The organism is Anoxybacillus sp. MB8 (assembly GCF_011006755.1).
GTDB classification, from domain to species: domain Bacteria; phylum Bacillota; class Bacilli; order Bacillales; family Anoxybacillaceae; genus Anoxybacillus; species Anoxybacillus gonensis.
The window spans coordinates 23382-39749 of the sequence record NZ_RXXX01000010.1 but is presented as its reverse complement, the minus strand read 5'-3'; the positions used below and the strand labels follow the sequence as shown (position 1 = coordinate 39749).

Sequence of the window (16368 nt, the reverse complement as noted above, 5' to 3'; positions counted from 1 at the left end):
TTTTCATATTATGGCGATGACAGATGGGAATCGTTCATATTCCGTCCGTGATATGATTAAAGAAAATAAGAAAAAACAAAACGGACAACAATTTGTTGAATGGTTGATGCCAAAGTTTCTATTATTGACAGCGATCATTTCCATTTTGACGACAATCGGTATTTTATTTACATTGCTATTTGAAACGTTTATTTTCTTTGAACGAGTGTCGATCGTTGAATTTTTAACGAGCAAAGAATGGCTTCCATGGGATGAAAAAACAGGTTCGTTTGGTGTCGCTCCGCTTGTGACGGGTACTCTTTTAACGACAGCGATTGCCATGGTCGTTGCGATTCCAATCGGTTTAGCTTCAGCGATTTACTTGAGTGAGTATGCGTCTGAAAAAGCAAGGAAAGTATTAAAACCGATATTAGAAGTGTTGGCGGGAATTCCAACGATTGTGTACGGATTTTTCGCATTAACGTTCGTTACACCTCTTTTACAAAAGGTCATTCCGAACTTAGGGATTTTTAACGCATTAAGCCCAGGGATTGTCATGGGTATTATGATTATTCCAATGGTTGCTTCTTTATCTGAAGATGCGATGAGTTCTGTGCCAAACTCCATTCGTGAAGGAGCGCTTGGTCTCGGTTCAACGAAGTTAGAAGTTGCTTTAAAAGTTGTCCTCCCCGCAGCGACATCAGGTATTGCAGCATCGTTTATGCTTGCGATCTCTCGTGCTGTCGGTGAGACGATGATTGTAGCGGTAGCGGGTGGTTCCTCTCCGGTCTTTACATTTGATGTCACGAAATCGATCCAAACGTTAACAGCATACATTGTTCAAGTCACAACAGGAGATGCCGGATACGGTACAACGGTTTATTACAGCATTTATGCAGTCGGTATGACGCTGTTTGTATTTACGTTAGCTATGAACTTACTCGCACAATACATTTCTCGTCGCTTTAGGGAGGAGTATTAATCATGGAGAAGTTAATTGATAAACAACGTGTCGTTCAGCATATGAACGGTCGCCTATTGAGAAATAACGTGTTAAAATTTTTATTTTTCTTAGCGACGTTGTTTGGACTTATTGTTCTCGTCGTCCTTCTATATCGGATATTCACTCAAGCAATTGGCTGGCTAAATATCGACTTTTTAAATAACTTTCCGTCTCGCCGTCCTGAAAACGCGGGGATTAAAGCGGGGTTAGTCGGTTCGTTATGGCTAATGGTGATCGTTGCCCCTGTTTCGCTCATTCTTGGAGTTGGAACAGCGATTTACTTAGAGGAATATGCGAAAAAAAATCGTTTTACAGATTTTATTCAAACGAATATTTCGAACTTAGCAGGTGTTCCATCAATCGTATTCGGCTTACTTGGTTTAACACTTTTCGTTCGTGAACTGAATTTAGGTCGTAGCGTTCTTGCTGCGGGTTTGACGATGAGTTTGCTTGTTCTTCCTGTCATCGTTGTTGCGGCACAAGAAGCAATTCGTGCCGTGCCGAATCAATTGCGCGAAGCATCATATGGTATGGGAGCAACGAAATGGCAAACGATTTATGGCATCGTTCTCCCAGCAGCGATCCCAGGTATTTTAACAGGTAGTATTTTAGCTTTATCCCGTGCGATCGGTGAAACAGCACCGCTTGTCGTTTTAGGTATCCCGACATTTTTAGCGTATTTGCCACGCGGTATTTTTGATACATTTACAGTTATGCCGATGCAAATTTATAACTGGACATCGCGTCCACAAGCTGACTTCCAAAACGTTGCAGCAGCTGGAATCGTTGTCTTGCTCGTTGTGTTAATCTTTATGAACTCGATTGCCATTTTCATTCGCAACAAGTTTCAAAAACGTTATTAATTGCGCGTTGAAAGGGGAACTTATTAATGGAATTAACAGTTGTGAAAGAACGTAAAAATAAACAAGCTGAAGAACGAAGTGAAAAAAATGTTGTGTACCGGACGAAAAACTTAAATTTATGGTACGGCGAACATCATGCGTTAAAAAATATTGATTTAGATATTTACGAAAATGAAGTAACAGCGATTATCGGTCCGTCAGGATGCGGAAAATCAACGTATATTAAAACGTTAAACCGAATGATTGAACTTGTGCCGGGCGTACGTACATCTGGAGAAATTACGTATCGTGGTCGCAACATTTTCGATAAGTCGTATCGTGTAGAAGAATTGCGTACGCAAGTTGGAATGGTATTCCAAAAGCCGAACCCGTTCCCGAAATCGATTTACGATAATGTCGCATACGGTCCGCGCATTCACGGTATTCGTGATAAGAAAATTTTAGATGAAATCGTTGAGAAAAGTTTACGTGGTGCAGCCATTTGGGATGAAGTAAAAGATCGCTTGCATACGAATGCATATGGATTATCAGGCGGTCAACAACAACGTTTATGTATCGCGCGTTGTTTAGCGATTGAGCCAGATGTTATTTTAATGGATGAACCAACATCTGCGCTTGACCCTATTTCAACATTAAAAGTAGAAGAGCTTGTGCAAGAATTAAAGAAAAACTATAGTATTATTATCGTCACACATAACATGCAACAAGCTGCTCGTATTTCTGATAAAACGGCCTTCTTCTTAAACGGTGAAGTGATTGAGTATAGCGACACAGATAAACTATTCTCGAATCCAGACGATAAACGAACAGAAGATTACATTACAGGTCGATTTGGATAAAAAAATCGTGCGGGCGTGCTCGCACGATTTTTTCAAAATAAAAGGGGGAGTCAACATGGCTGTACGTGAAAAATTTGATGACGATTTACAAACGTTGCGTGATCAACTATTACAGCTCGGAAGTCTGGCAGAAATTGCATTAACTCAATCGTTTGAAGCGTTAAAAACAAAAAATAACGATTTAGCATTACAAGTGCTTGAAAACGACACAAAAATTGATTTGCTTGATGAGGAAATTAACGATTTTGCCATTTTATTAATTGCAAAACAGCAGCCAGTTGCCATTGATTTGCGCCGCATTATTGTCGCCATTAAAATTGCCACAGATGTTGAGCGCATGGCAGACTTTGCAGTCAATATTGCAAAATCAGCTATTCGCATCGGTGAACAGCCGTTTGTCATTTCGCTAAATAAGTTAGAAAAAATGCACGACATTGCGGTAAATATGCTTTCGTTAACGTTAAAAGCATATTATGAGGAGGATGTCGTCGCGGCGAAAAAAGTAGCAGATATGGATGATGAAGTCGATCGTCTGTACGGTGAAACGATTCGGGAGTTGCTTGAGCGCACAAAAGCACATCCAGATGCGATGTCACAAATTACTCAACTCTCGTTTACAGCACGTTACATTGAGCGCATTGCAGACCATGCAACAAACATTGCGGAAAACGTATTTTACTTAGTGAAGGGAAAACATTACGACTTAAACGATTAAAGCAAAAAGGATGTCCAATGTTGGACATCCTTATTTTGTTATTTTTCGTGCAATTTGTTCATATGACATGTCGCTTGTTATGACGTATGTTCCGGGGCGTACTGCGCGCGTTAATTGATGTGCATCTAAATATGTTAAAAATGATTGAGCGTCATCAATAATATGCGCTTGTTGTAGACGCTTTGCAATGTCGCGACTTGCTTCCCCTTTAGCGATTGTTAACGTATAAATGTATGTTTGTTTTTGCGACGGTGTTGTTTTTTTCGTTTCTTTTTTTAATTTTTCTAGTGCATTCGCTAGTTCATTTCGTTCAGCAACGAGCTGTTCATATTGTTTTTCGCTTATTTTATTGTGTTGTAGTTGTTTATGATTCGTATAATAAACGATAGCGAATATCGTTGTAGCAAACAATATCCCAGCTGCAAAGGCACGCGTTGTCCTTTTCATCGTTCATTCCTCGCAATCATTATATTCACCTCATCTATCGGCATGTTGAGCTTGCGAGCAATTTGCTCTTTTGTCCAGCCTTGTTTATATAAGTGAACAATTTGCTCTTCATTTGAAAACGACTCGATTCCAATCAGCAATTCTTCTTCAAGTGCCTTTACGCGCTTTTTTACTTCGTATAATTGCTGCATCGTCGATAACGTTAACTGTTCGACTTGTTCTTCTACTTCTTTCATCCGATCTCTTTGGAAAAAAGAAATAAGCAATAGTATGATAGCAAAAGAAACGAGTCCGATAAATGTATATTCGATCATGTTTTTCACCCCACTTTATTATACATAGGAATGTAGCGATCATGCATCATTTTCGTGTGAAATCGACAATTTTCATCTATTGTCCGCAAGTAGTTGTCATGATATGATGGAAAAAAGTGTGCTTTCACTTGGGGGGGATTTGTTGTGAAAGCGGTTATTATGGCAGGGGGAAGAGGAACGCGGCTACGTCCGTTAACTTGCCATGTTCCGAAGCCGATCGTACCGATTATGAATAAACCTGTGATGGAGTATAGTATTGAATGGCTAAAAAAACATGGAATTATAAATATCGCTGTAACCGTTCAATATTTAAGCGACGAAATTATTGAATATTTCGGGGATGGGCGCCGATTTGGTGTACATCTTCATTATTTCGAAGAGATGACGCCGCTTGGAACGGCGGGAAGTGTAAAACATGCTCAGTCGTTTTTAGACGATACATTTGTCGTCATCAGCGCAGACACGTTGACGACGATTGATTTACAGCAAGCGATCAATTTCCATTTCTCCAAACAAGCATTAGTTACCGTTCTGATGCACCACGAAGCGACTCCTCTTTCATACGGTGGAATTGTAACAGATCGACACGGGAAAATTATTCATTTTGTAGAAAAACCAAAATGGAATGAAGTGTGTACCGATTTAGTGAATACAGGGATTTACATTTGTCATCCAAATATTTTTGATCATATGCCACAACATCCACCTTACGATTTTAGTCAACATCTTTTTCCATATCTCATTCAACACGAATATCCGATATACGGATGGCAAGCAGATGGATATTGGTCCGATATTGGAGTCATTGAGCAATATCATCAAACACATATCGATTTACTAAATCAACGTTTCGTTCCTTCTCACTATAAAGAAATGGCCCCGAATGTATGGGTGGGAAGAGGGGTTAAGATTGCACGGGAGGTAAAATTAGAAGGGCCAATCATCATTGGGGATGATGTTCGTATCGATGATTTTGCCACAGTTGGGCCTTACACGGTCATTGGACCACGTTCAGTCATTAGTAAACATGCATCGTTAAAACGATCGATTGTTTGGTCCGACGTATATATTGATCAACATAGTGAATTGCGCGGGGCGATCGTTGCTAATGATGTGTACATTGGCAAAAAAAATGAAATATTTGATTATGCGGTCATCGGAACAAAATGCAAACTAGAAAATAAAGTGAAAGTGCAGCATGAAGCGAAAATTTGGCCGAATAAAACAATTGCCGAAAAAACGAAAGTGAAACATTCGATCGTATGGGGGGAACAACATACGAAAACGTCGTTTAGTGAACAAGGAATGAAAGTGCGGGCATATATTGATGCCCATCCGCTGTTTATGACGAGGCTTGCTTCCGCGTACAGTAGCTTATGTGAAAAGGAAAGCCGCATATTAATTGGCTTTGACGGCCATCCATTTTCGAGGGCGATGGGCATGTTATTTGCCGAATGTTTACACATGTATGGCATCCATACAAATATATATGAAGGTGGATATTTGCCAGCTTTTCGTTATATTGTGCCCCATAAACAGTATGATGGCGGTGTATTTATTACGATGAATGAACATGATGAATTGATCGTTGACATCTATGATGAATATGGTTACCCGATCGATCGAGCGATGGAGCGAGCCATTGAACAACAAATGAAACATGAACATGCTTGTCACGTGTCAGTGACACAAATCGGTGAAGCGATGAAACAAAAGGAAAAAGACGAATTGTACGTTCGCGCCTTACGACAATGGATTCCTTTTTCGTCATCGGAACAATGGAAAGTCGTCGTTTGTAGCTCCCCTTTACTGCGGGAAATGATTGAACATACACTTCAGTCGTTTGCCATTCAAGTCGTTTGGACAGAACATCGAGATGACGAACATATTCGCAAGCAAATTAAACGGGAGCACGCTCATTTTGGGATCGCATTTGATCGTTCAGGCGAACGTTTTCGAATTTTTGACGGACAAGGAACGCCATTGACGAACGAAGAAGTCATTTCATTACACGTATTAGTATCGCTTTTGTTTCATGAAACGAAAAAAGTAGCTGTTCCTTCTTGGGCGCCATCGATGTTGCATACGTTAGCGGAACGTTTACATGGCGACATCGTGTATGTGAAAGATGCGAGGAGAGATTTTTTGTTTGCTCATCACCATGAACCGTTTCATTTTTATTTTGATGGATTGTATGCGTGTGTGCAGCTGTTTCATTTGTTAGCTATTGAACGTTGTTCTCTCCGCACGGTTATTTCGTCTATTCCAACGCTTCATTTATCATGTCGCGATGTGTATTGCCCGTGGAATGAACGTGCAGCAGTGATGCGTAAATTGTTAGAAGAATCGTATGACAAACATGTTGATTTCACAGATGGTGTAAAAGTGCACCATGAAGATGGGGCATGGACGCTTATTTTGCCAAAGGTAGATGAACCAACGTTAACGATTTATTCACAAGCAACAAACGCTCAAAAAGCAAAAGAATATACAAAATACTATATAAAGAAAATTCGGCAATATCAAAACGTGTAAAATTCATATGGAAATTGTTTAAGAAAAATGATATGATGGAAAGGTGTGATTACAATACTTTTGTTTGGAGGGAAAGAACGATGCGTGTAAATATTACGTTAGCATGCACAGAATGCGGCGAACGCAACTATATTTCAACAAAAAATAAGCGCAATAACCCAGAGCGTCTTGAATTGAAAAAATATTGCCCACGAGACAAAAAAGCAACAGTTCATCGTGAAACGAAGTAAGCAGTAGGATTTTTTTCCTGCTGCTTATTTTTTTATCAAATAGGGGGAAGGATAATGAATAAGAAACAATTACGACAACAAATGAAACAACGTCTCTTACATATGACAAAAGAAGAGCGGAAGAAAAAAGAGAACGTCATTTACGATATATTATTTCAGCAACATGGTTGGCAAAAGGCACAGATGATCGGTATCACGATTTCACGACAAATCGAAGTAGATACGATACATATTATTGAACGAGCGTGGCGAGAAGGAAAAAAGGTTGCGATTCCGAAATGCGATGTAGCAACAAAACAAATGACGTTTCGAGAAATTGATTGTTTTCAACAAATAGAACGCACTTTTTTTGATTTATATGAACCGATTGTAGAAGAAACGAGAGAAGTACAAAAACATGACATCGATTTGCTATTCGTTCCAGGTCTTGCTTTCGTTCGGCAAGGGTATCGTCTTGGCTACGGTGGAGGATATTACGATCGTTATTTAGTCGATTTTCCGAACGACACCCTTTCTATTGCGTACGATTGTCAAATTGTTTCTACGTTGCCGATTGAACAACATGATATTCCTGTTCAAAAGATGATTACGAATAAAGGAATAATCGTTTGTGAAAGCGAATTATAAAACAGCATAAGCGCTTTCATATTATACAGGAGAAAAAATTAACAAAATGTTAATAATTCATGCCTCATAAACTTTGTGAAACAGTGTACAATGTAATTGTGAAACAGATAAACAATGCACATATTGTAAAATGATATATAATGAAAGGTGGAAGGAATATGTCAAATAAAGTAAATCGTGTTGTTTTAGTTGGGACCGGTTTTGTCGGTTCAAGTTATGCGTTTGCCCTTTTAAACCAAGGGGTGACAGAAGAGCTTGTTCTTATTGATATTAATAAAGAGAAATCTGAAGGGGATGCGATGGACTTAAATCATGGTATGCCGTTCGCTCCATCGCCAACAAAAATTTGGTTTGGTAATTATGAAGACTGCAAAGATGCAGACATTGTTGTGCTAACAGCAGGGGCAAATCAAAAGCCAGGGGAAACACGATTAGATTTAGTGGAGAAAAATACGAAAATTTTCAAAAACATTATTGATCAAGTTATGGCGAGCGGATTTAATGGCATTTTTCTTGTCGCAACCAATCCAGTTGACATTTTAACATATGCAACATGGAAGTTTTCTGGCTTACCGAAAGAGCGCGTCATCGGTTCAGGAACAATTTTAGATACAGCTCGTTTCCGTTATTTGCTAGGGGAATATTTCGATGTCGATACACGTAACGTACATGCTTATATTATTGGGGAACATGGCGATACAGAATTGCCTGTTTGGAGCCATGCATTTATCGGCTGCCGCCCAATTGCTGATATGATGAAAGAAAAACCACAATATAAACAAGAAGATTTAGATAACATTTTTGTGAACGTACGCGATGCTGCGTATCAAATTATTGAACGAAAAGGTGCGACGTACTACGGCATTGCGATGGGACTTGTTCGTTTAACGAAAGCGATTTTACAAAACGAAAATAGCGTCCTTACTGTTTCGGCTTACTTAGAAGGACAATATGGCCAAAACGATATGTACATTGGCGTACCAGCGATCGTAAATCGTAACGGGATTCGTGAAGTCGTCGAATTGCAATTGAACGAAGAAGAAAAAGAAAAATTTACTCACTCTGCCAATGTGTTAAAAGATGTAATGAAACGCGTTGGGTTACAATAGGTTGTCTCATGATGAGGCAACCTTTTTATAATTTTGATGGGAAAAGGGAACGGTAAACGTGAGGAGGGTGATCATATTGAATGGAAAAACATTGATTGTCACTTTAGTCGCTGGGCTTGTTCTTTATCGATTTCGCTATCGAGTATTGAATGAAATATTGAAGCGAGAAGCGGTTCAAAAGCGGGTCATCCAATGGGGAATGTCCATTCCGTTTATTCGCCATCGTCTTGTGCCAACATTGTTTTTGCAAAAGTACAAATAGTTGCGCTTTGTAACAGAGTGTGGTAAAAGAAGGGTATGATAGCGAAGGGAGAGGAAAGGTTGAGCATTCGCTTTGACTTTGTATATTGGCAAATGATGTTTCAATTTTTGCAAGCGAACTATGAAATCGTGTATTTATCGCCTGATGAACGCGAAGTTTGGTTGCAATCTACACGTGAGCGAAAGGCACCACTCGTTCGTCTCGTTCGTACGGACATGGATTGGAGCGTATCGTTAAAAAATGATATGCAACGCGCCATGACTGCCGTTGATGAATGGCGGAGGCGACAATTTCGTCGGCAGCTTCAAGTCGTTAACATATATGCTATGATGTACCCTCCTGTTGACGATTGGGAACTATACGTTCATCGGCCGTTAACGACTGAACGAGTACATATGAAAACATTTGTGATGCATATAAACAATATGTATGCCGTGCTACATGAACTAAACATGTTGTTTCATCAATCATTGAAAGTATATGTACCTGATGATTCTCCGATGTTACAACATGAATTACAAACGTTTAAACAACACGTATTATCGTTTGCTGAGCGAATGTATGAAAAGGAACGGAGCATATTTGAGCGCGGAAAAGCGAGATGGACATACGTATTTATTGCTTTACAAATCGTCATGTTTTTTATTTTAGAATGGAACGGTGGAAGTACAAATACGTTGACACTTATTGAATACGGTGCAAAATTTAACCCGCTCATTTTGCAAGGGGAATGGTGGCGCTTTTTTACGCCGATCGTTTTGCATATCGGTTTTGTACACTTGTTTATGAATACGTTTGCATTGTACTATTTAGGTCCGCTCGTTGAAAAACTGTACGGTTCGCTCCGTTTTTTATTCATTTATCTTTTTGCTGGTTTTTCAGGTTCACTCGCTAGCTTTTTATTTTCACCGTCCGTATCTGCGGGAGCGTCTGGGGCGATTTTCGGCTGTTTTGGAGCTTTGCTATATTTCGGAAAGGCGCATCCACATTTGTTTTTTCGAACAATCGGCATGAATGTGTTGACGGTCATTGGGATTAATTTAGCGTTTGGTCTCGTTGTTCCAAATATTGATAATGCTGGCCATATTGGCGGCTTAATCGGTGGATTTTTAGCTGCAAGCATTGTCCATCTCCCGAAAGAGCGTGCCCGTCTTGGACAATGGTTGGCTACTTTGTTCACAGCGGTCGTTACGGCAATTTGTTTATATATTGGCTTTCAACGACCGCCAGCAGATCAAGCGCAACTCATTCTTGCATTGTCCAAACAGTATATTGATGAACGGGAATACGGTCAAGCCGAACAAATGTTGACAATCATCAATGAACGAGATGAGCAAGCATACAAAGCAGATTTTTTACGTGCGTATATTCGTATTCAACAAAAAGATTACGATGCTGCGAAACAGTATTTATATGCTGCCATTGAAAAAAACGACCGTTTTCATGAAGCATTTTATTATTTAGCGTTATTGTATGCAGAAGAAAAAAATTACGAAAAAGCAAAACAAGCAGTAGAACGTGCATTGCACATTCATCCAGACGATGAACAATATAAACAATTATTGTTTGAAATCGAGCAATTGCTTTAATATGATCAGTTCTCCATCTGCTGTTTCTGTCACGACAAACAGCTGGCTGTAATCTTTTTTAATTAAAATAAGCGGAACGGTGCTACCGATTGGGGATTCCATCGAACCGTTCTGTTTTTTTATGCCTAAAAAATAATTTTTGTATAGTCCTTCCCATAAGTTTCCGATCATCGTCTCTGTTTCATTTGTCGTTAAATCCATAAACGGCTGTTCATTATATTGAACAAGCTCAGTTAAGTACAAATGGTAATAATCGTTCTTTGATAAGATGGTTGCCATTTGGTTAGCAGCTTTGTTGACAATGGCTTGTGTTTGTTTATTTAATGTGCTAGCCCATTTTTTTTGTTCGTTTGTCGCTGGCTTGCGAAACGATTGAAGCGGGGCAAAGGATGAGTCTATCACATATAATGCATCTCCGCTCATTTTTTGACTACTTCGAATATCATTGCCGTTATGCAACTCTCCTTGATGGTATGAAATAGCTTGAAATAATCGACTTCCTTTTTGTTCGAGCTGTTTTTGTTGAATAAGTTTTTTTCCGTTTTCTTTCCATTTCGATTGGAGAGCAATAAGCCGCCCATTAGCAAATAACAAAGAAATATCTTGTCGTAAGTAAGCGGTTCGATCGAGCGATGAAGTGACGATCCAATCGATGATGTAGCGTGTTTCTTTCTTTTTTGGGTGCAACGATAATTTCGTTTGAGCCTGTGTAAAGCGAACAGTTGGATCGATCGGAAAAAACATAATCGTCTCACGAGCTGGTCGCTCAAGCGTTTGGATAATAACGACAAACACGAACAGCAATATAAAAAGTGATAATAGACGTTTCATCTCATTCCTCCGGTCAAGCTTACATTTATAAAAAATGTATGTGTGCATAAAAGGAAATATGTATGAATGAATGGCGATATGTCAAAGATGGATGGTAGTAAATGTAAGGTAGGTGATGGAAGTGAATCAAGTATCTTCACGTCTTTCAGAAAACGTTTCATATATGAAAGAAAAGCTTGGGATAGGGAAAAGTTTTGACGTCATTTATTTAGATGTGCATTATGCTGGAAAAGATATGGCATTATTTATGATTGACGGATTTGTCAAAGATGATATTCTCCATTACTTAATGAAATTGTTATCTGAATTACCGGATGGGGCGTTAGATGAGCAACCGTTAAATAAGTTATTAAGAACGCATCTTCCATATGTTGAATTGGATGAAACAGATAATTTCGAGCGAGTCATCGATGGCGTGCTTGCAGGACCGACAGCTTTGTTCGTAGATGGGATGGCAAAGGCAATTTTAATTGATGCACGCACATATCCAGTACGCGGACCGCAAGAACCAGATATGGAACGTGTCGTTCGGGGGGCACGTGATGGGTACGTGGAAACTATTGTATTTAACACAGCATTAACGAGACGACGAGTACGCGACCGTTCATTACGGATGGAATATATGCAAATTGGCCGCCGTTCAAAAACAGATGTATGTGTTTGTTATATTGAAGATATTGCAAATTCGACGATTGTTGAAGAAGTAAAACAATCATTAGCGAAAATTGATACAGACGGTTTGCCGATGGGAGAAAAAACGGTGGAGGAATTTATTTCGGGAAGGCACTTCAATCCGTATCCTGTCGTTCGATATACAGAAAGGCCAGATACGGCTGCTGCTCATTTATATGAAGGGCACGTGCTTATTTTTGTGGATGGATCTCCGAGTGTATTAATTACACCAGCAACGTTTTGGCATCATTTACAACATGCAGAAGAATACAGAAATAAGCCGATTGTTGGCGCGTATTTGCGCTTCGTCCGTTTTCTTGCGGTATGGCTCTCCATTTTTTTATTACCGCTTTGGTATATGTGGATGAAAACGCCACAACTCGTTCCAAACGCTTTATCGTTCGTTGCAAAATCAAGTGAAGGAAACATTCCGTTGTTTGGACAAATATTGCTCATCGAATTTGGACTAGATATGTTGCGGATGGCAGCTATTCACACTCCATCTGCCTTAGCCACGGCGCTTGGACTCGTTGCTGCGTTAATGATTGGTGGAATTGCAGTGGAAGTTGGCCTGTTTTCTAACGAAGTCATTTTATATTTTGCGATGGCCACGATCGGGACGTTTGCAACACCGAGTTATGAGCTTGGACTAGCGAACCGGCTCGTTCGCCTTGCGTTGCTCATTGTAACAGCACTGTTTGGCGTCATTGGCTATGTCGTTGGAATTACTGTATGGTTAATGATGCTTGCGCGCATGCAATCGTTCGGTGTTCCGTATTTATGGCCGTTTATTCCATTTTCGTATCGCGGAATGCGCGATGTACTTATTCGCTCACCAATTCCGTTAAAAAATCGTCGTCCAACTGTCTTACATCCGAAAGATCCAGACCGGTAAAAATGTGAAAAATATCGCAAAGTCATTGTTCAGTTCTTGACGACCTTTTGTTTTCCTTATACATTTAGAATATGTGGATTGAAAACGCTTATACGTATAGGTGAAGAAAATGAAATCTGTATATGATGTGCAACAGTTGTTAAAAAAATATGGAACGATCATTTACGTCGGTGATCGCCTTGCTGATTTAGAGTTGATGGAAGAAGAAGTGAAAGAATTATTTCAAGCGCAGCTCATCGACGTGAAAGATTATCAAATGGCGCTCCTTATTTTGCGCCATGAAGCGCAAATTGAACGAGAAAAAAGAGAAAAAGGGATGAAGGAACAATGGAACAATGGTTAGTCGGTGTAGATTTAGGTGGAACGACGGTAAAATTAGCGTTCGTCAATATGTATGGGGAAATCATTTGTAAGTGGGAAATTCCTACAGATAAATCGGAACAAGGAAAACATATTACAACACATATTGCAAAAGCGATTGATGAAAAGTTGCGCGAATTAGATGAATCAAAAGAACGTCTTGTCGGTATTGGCATCGGTGCACCGGGGCCAGTCAACATGGCGACAGGAGACATTTATGAAGCAGTAAATTTAGGTTGGAAAAACTTCCCTCTCAAAGATCGATTAGAAATGGAAACAGGACTTCCTGTCGTCGTTGATAACGATGCCAACATTGCAGCAATCGGAGAAATGTGGAAAGGAGCGGGCGAGGGTGCGAAAAATTTAATTCTCGTTACGCTTGGCACAGGTGTTGGAGGCGGTGTGATCGTAAACGGTCAAATTGTTCACGGCACAAACGGTGCTGGTGGGGAAATCGGTCATATCACTTCCATTCCTGAAGGGGGAGCACCTTGTAATTGCGGAAAAACAGGATGTTTAGAGACGATCGCTTCAGCCACAGGCATCGTCCGCATCGCGACAGAACGATTGAAACAAACGGACGGACAAAGCCGTTTACGCGACATATGGCAGGAAGCAGGAGCCATTACAGCAAAAGATGTGTTTGATGCAGCGAAAGAAAACGATGCATTCGCGCTACAAATCGTTGATGAAGTGACATTTCATCTCGGCTTAGCACTTGCTAACTTAGCAAACGGTTTAAATCCAGAGAAAATTGTCATTGGAGGCGGTGTTTCCAAAGCGGGAGATTTATTGGCGCAAACGGTTGCTCGCCATTTTAAACGTTTTGCGTTTCCGCGTGTCGCTGAGGCTGCCGACATCGTCATTGCTACGCTTGGAAACGATGCGGGCGTGATTGGTGGGGCATGGCTAGTAAAAACAAATATAGTATAAAAACAGACGAGAAAATCGTCTGTTTTTTTTGTCGAAAATTTGTCGGTAAAAAACGTCTTGCATTTTCATAAGAAAAAGTGTAAAACAGTCATATGTGGATGCGCGACTTGTCTATTATATCGTTTATCGTTTAAGATAACAGTTGCTTTTTTGTTAAGAAAGTATTAATATTGTCTTTGGTTGAGATAAAAAAATGTAAAAAAACGGATATACCTCATACAGCATAGAATAAGCATCAGATGTGAGTGGATTAAAGGAGGGAGAGCATATGAAAAATTACCGTTTCGTTCTTTTAACGGTATTGCTTTTATGGTTGAAGACGTATTTAGTCTATAAAAATAGTTTTGATATAAAAATTGAGTCATGGAAGCAGGAGTTCATTTTATTTATTAGTCCATTAAGCTTCCTGTTATTTATTTTTGGGCTTGCTTTATTTATGAGCGAAAAACGACGAAATCGCTATATTGTAATAACAAGTTTCATTGTTTCATTCGTTTTGTATGCGAACGTCATGTTTTATCGCTTCTTTAGTGACTTTATTACCATTCCTGTGCTGTTCCAAACGAACAACATGGGCGACTTAGGAAATAGTGTATTTGAATTGATGAACGTTTCTGACATGTTCTTTTTCCTCGACGTTGTGTTGCTTGCTTGGATGGCGTATAAAAAAGTATCGATTGCACAGTATGTGCCAGCGACAAAACGATTCCGTCGCACATATTTTATTGCAACAGCAGCCCTTGCTTTATTTAATTTAGGGTTAGCGGAAACAGAGCGTCCAGAGTTATTAACGCGTACGTTTGACCGCGAAATGTTAATTAAAAACTTAGGTATATACAACTACCATGTGTATGATATTATTTTGCAGTCGCGTTCAAAAGCGCAACGTGCATTAGCGGATAGTAGTGAATTAGCAGATATTCAAAACTATATTAATGCGAACGAAAAAGCGCCGAATAAACAATTGTTTGGCATTGCAAAAGGTCGCAACGTCATCATCGTTTCGATGGAGTCGTTACAAAGTTTCGTGATTAACAATACTGTAAATGGACAAGAAATTACGCCGTTTTTAAATGACTTTATTAAACAAAGTTATTACTTTGATAATTTCTATCATCAAACAGGACAAGGAAAAACATCTGATGCTGAGTTTCTCATCGAGAACTCGTTATACCCACTTGGTCGTGGCGCTGTCTTTTTCACACATGCGACAAATGAGTATAACGCAACGCCAGAAATATTGAAAAACTACGGTTACTATTCAGCCGTATTTCATGCGAATAATAAAAGTTTCTGGAATCGTGATGTGATGTATCAATCAATGAAGTATGATCGTTTCTTCTCGATGACGGACTATCACATTACGGAAGAAAATTCAGTTGGTTGGGGTTTAAAAGATATTCCGTTTTTTGAACAATCTGTGGAGCATTTAAAAACGTTGCCACAACCATTTTACACAAAGTTTATTACATTAACGAACCACTTCCCGTTTGAATTAGGGGAAGAAGATAAAATGGTTCCGGAGTACACATCAAATAGCCGAACGTTAAACCGTTATTTCCCAACGGTTCGATATATGGATGAGGCGTTAAAAGTATTTATTGAGAAGTTGAAAAAAGAAGGATTGTATGAAAATTCCATCATTATTCTTTACGGAGACCATTACGGCATTTCGGAAAACCATAATAAAGCGATGGCTCAATATTTAGGGAAGGATGAGATTACGCCATTTGATCACGTTCAATTACAACGTGTTCCGTTGATCATCCATATTCCAGGTGTGACAGATAAACAACCGAAAGTAATTTCAAAAGTGTCTGGACAAATTGACGTGAAGCCGACATTGCTTCATTTGCTAGGTATTGATACACGCAATCAAATTCATTTTGGTGAAGATTTATTCTCAAAAGATAAACTTGATTTCGTCGTTCTTCGTGACGGTAGTTTTGTGACAAAAGATTATGTATATACGAAAAATGCATGTTACGATAAAAAAACCGGAACAGAAGTCGATGCATCTTATTGCGAGCCGTATATGGAGAAGGCGCGGCAAGAGCTTGATTACTCTGACAAAATTGTATATGGCGACTTGTTGCGCTTCTACAATAAACAACAAGAAAATAAACAATAAGCTAGCTCTTAATATAGGGCTAGCTTTTTTCTTT

General features: G+C 39.4%; 17 protein-coding genes. 14 read left to right on the top strand and 3 right to left on the bottom strand.

The window, feature by feature from the left end; translation table 11 throughout:
• Positions 1 to 10: 10 nt before the first annotated feature.
• From pstC to phoU, 4 genes are read left to right on the top strand one after another with little or no spacing between them, the layout of a single operon-like run.
• Complete coding sequence (gene pstC / locus EKC99_RS05635; RefSeq protein ID WP_021095195.1) at positions 11 to 961, top strand: phosphate ABC transporter permease subunit PstC; 951 nt, start codon at positions 11 to 13, stop codon at positions 959 to 961.
• Positions 962 to 963: 2 nt separating this feature from the next.
• The gene (gene pstA, locus EKC99_RS05630; protein ID WP_021095196.1) at positions 964 to 1845 is read left to right on the top strand and encodes a phosphate ABC transporter permease PstA; all 882 of its coding nucleotides are present in this window, start codon (positions 964 to 966) and stop codon (positions 1843 to 1845) included.
• A 26-nt stretch (positions 1846 to 1871) separates the two neighbouring features.
• Positions 1872 to 2684: a phosphate ABC transporter ATP-binding protein PstB gene (gene pstB, locus EKC99_RS05625; RefSeq protein WP_021095197.1), complete on the top strand. Its 813-nt coding sequence runs from the start codon at positions 1872 to 1874 to the stop codon at positions 2682 to 2684.
• Positions 2685 to 2739: 55 nt separating this feature from the next.
• Positions 2740 to 3399 (top strand): phosphate signaling complex protein PhoU, encoded by a 660-nt coding sequence (phoU, locus tag EKC99_RS05620; RefSeq protein WP_021095198.1) that lies wholly within the window; start codon positions 2740 to 2742, stop codon positions 3397 to 3399.
• A 30-nt stretch (positions 3400 to 3429) separates the two neighbouring features.
• Here phoU and EKC99_RS05615 read toward each other — a convergent pair whose 3' ends face one another.
• Positions 3430 to 3846 carry an endolytic transglycosylase MltG gene (locus EKC99_RS05615; RefSeq protein WP_163150919.1) on the bottom strand — a complete coding sequence of 139 codons (417 nt, stop codon included), beginning with the start codon at positions 3844 to 3846 and terminating at the stop codon, positions 3430 to 3432.
• Positions 3843 to 4160, bottom strand: a complete 318-nt coding sequence (locus tag EKC99_RS05610) for a competence protein CoiA family protein (protein ID WP_240468811.1) — start codon at positions 4158 to 4160, stop codon at positions 3843 to 3845. Before EKC99_RS05610 ends, EKC99_RS05615 begins: the two co-directional genes overlap by 4 nt.
• Before the next feature lie 144 nt (positions 4161 to 4304).
• Here EKC99_RS05610 and EKC99_RS05605 point away from each other — a divergent pair, with 144 nt between their 5' ends.
• The 6 genes from EKC99_RS05605 to EKC99_RS05580 all read left to right on the top strand — a co-directional run bounded on the left by EKC99_RS05605 (position 4305) and on the right by EKC99_RS05580 (position 10512).
• Positions 4305 to 6695 carry a sugar phosphate nucleotidyltransferase gene (locus EKC99_RS05605; RefSeq protein ID WP_163150915.1) on the top strand — a complete coding sequence of 797 codons (2391 nt, stop codon included), beginning with the start codon at positions 4305 to 4307 and terminating at the stop codon, positions 6693 to 6695.
• An 80-nt stretch (positions 6696 to 6775) separates the two neighbouring features.
• Complete coding sequence (gene rpmG / locus EKC99_RS05600; protein WP_004889517.1) at positions 6776 to 6925, top strand: 50S ribosomal protein L33; 150 nt, start codon at positions 6776 to 6778, stop codon at positions 6923 to 6925.
• Between the two features lie 54 nt (positions 6926 to 6979).
• Positions 6980 to 7552, top strand: a complete 573-nt coding sequence (locus EKC99_RS05595; protein ID WP_163150913.1) for a 5-formyltetrahydrofolate cyclo-ligase — start codon at positions 6980 to 6982, stop codon at positions 7550 to 7552.
• Between the two features lie 158 nt (positions 7553 to 7710).
• Positions 7711 to 8661, top strand: a complete 951-nt coding sequence (locus EKC99_RS05590) for an L-lactate dehydrogenase (RefSeq protein ID WP_021095204.1) — start codon at positions 7711 to 7713, stop codon at positions 8659 to 8661.
• Between the two features lie 76 nt (positions 8662 to 8737).
• The gene (locus EKC99_RS05585) at positions 8738 to 8923 is read left to right on the top strand and encodes a hypothetical protein (RefSeq protein WP_163150911.1); all 186 of its coding nucleotides are present in this window, start codon (positions 8738 to 8740) and stop codon (positions 8921 to 8923) included.
• A gap of 35 nt (positions 8924 to 8958) precedes the next feature.
• On the top strand, positions 8959 to 10512 hold the full coding sequence (locus EKC99_RS05580) for a rhomboid family intramembrane serine protease (RefSeq protein ID WP_163150909.1): 1554 nt from the start codon (positions 8959 to 8961) through the stop codon (positions 10510 to 10512).
• On the opposite strand, the gene EKC99_RS05575 is transcribed toward EKC99_RS05580, so the two are convergent.
• Entirely contained in the window at positions 10483 to 11343 is an 861-nt protein-coding gene (locus tag EKC99_RS05575; RefSeq protein WP_021095207.1) for a hypothetical protein, read from the bottom strand. The genes EKC99_RS05580 and EKC99_RS05575 overlap by 30 nt on opposite strands.
• 163 nt (positions 11344 to 11506) lie before the next feature.
• On the opposite strand from EKC99_RS05575, the gene EKC99_RS05570 reads away from it, so the two are divergent.
• The 4 genes from EKC99_RS05570 to EKC99_RS05555 all read left to right on the top strand — a co-directional run bounded on the left by EKC99_RS05570 (position 11507) and on the right by EKC99_RS05555 (position 16334).
• Positions 11507 to 12910, top strand: a complete 1404-nt coding sequence (locus tag EKC99_RS05570) for a spore germination protein (RefSeq protein ID WP_483296094.1) — start codon at positions 11507 to 11509, stop codon at positions 12908 to 12910.
• 109 nt (positions 12911 to 13019) lie between these two features.
• Positions 13020 to 13253 (top strand): YqgQ family protein, encoded by a 234-nt coding sequence (locus tag EKC99_RS05565; protein WP_009373964.1) that lies wholly within the window; start codon positions 13020 to 13022, stop codon positions 13251 to 13253.
• Positions 13238 to 14203, top strand: a complete 966-nt coding sequence (locus EKC99_RS05560; RefSeq protein WP_163150907.1) for an ROK family glucokinase — start codon at positions 13238 to 13240, stop codon at positions 14201 to 14203. Before EKC99_RS05565 ends, EKC99_RS05560 begins: the two co-directional genes overlap by 16 nt.
• A 268-nt stretch (positions 14204 to 14471) precedes the next feature.
• Positions 14472 to 16334 (top strand): LTA synthase family protein, encoded by a 1863-nt coding sequence (locus tag EKC99_RS05555; RefSeq protein ID WP_009373957.1) that lies wholly within the window; start codon positions 14472 to 14474, stop codon positions 16332 to 16334.
• The last annotated feature ends 34 nt before the right edge of the window (positions 16335 to 16368 follow it).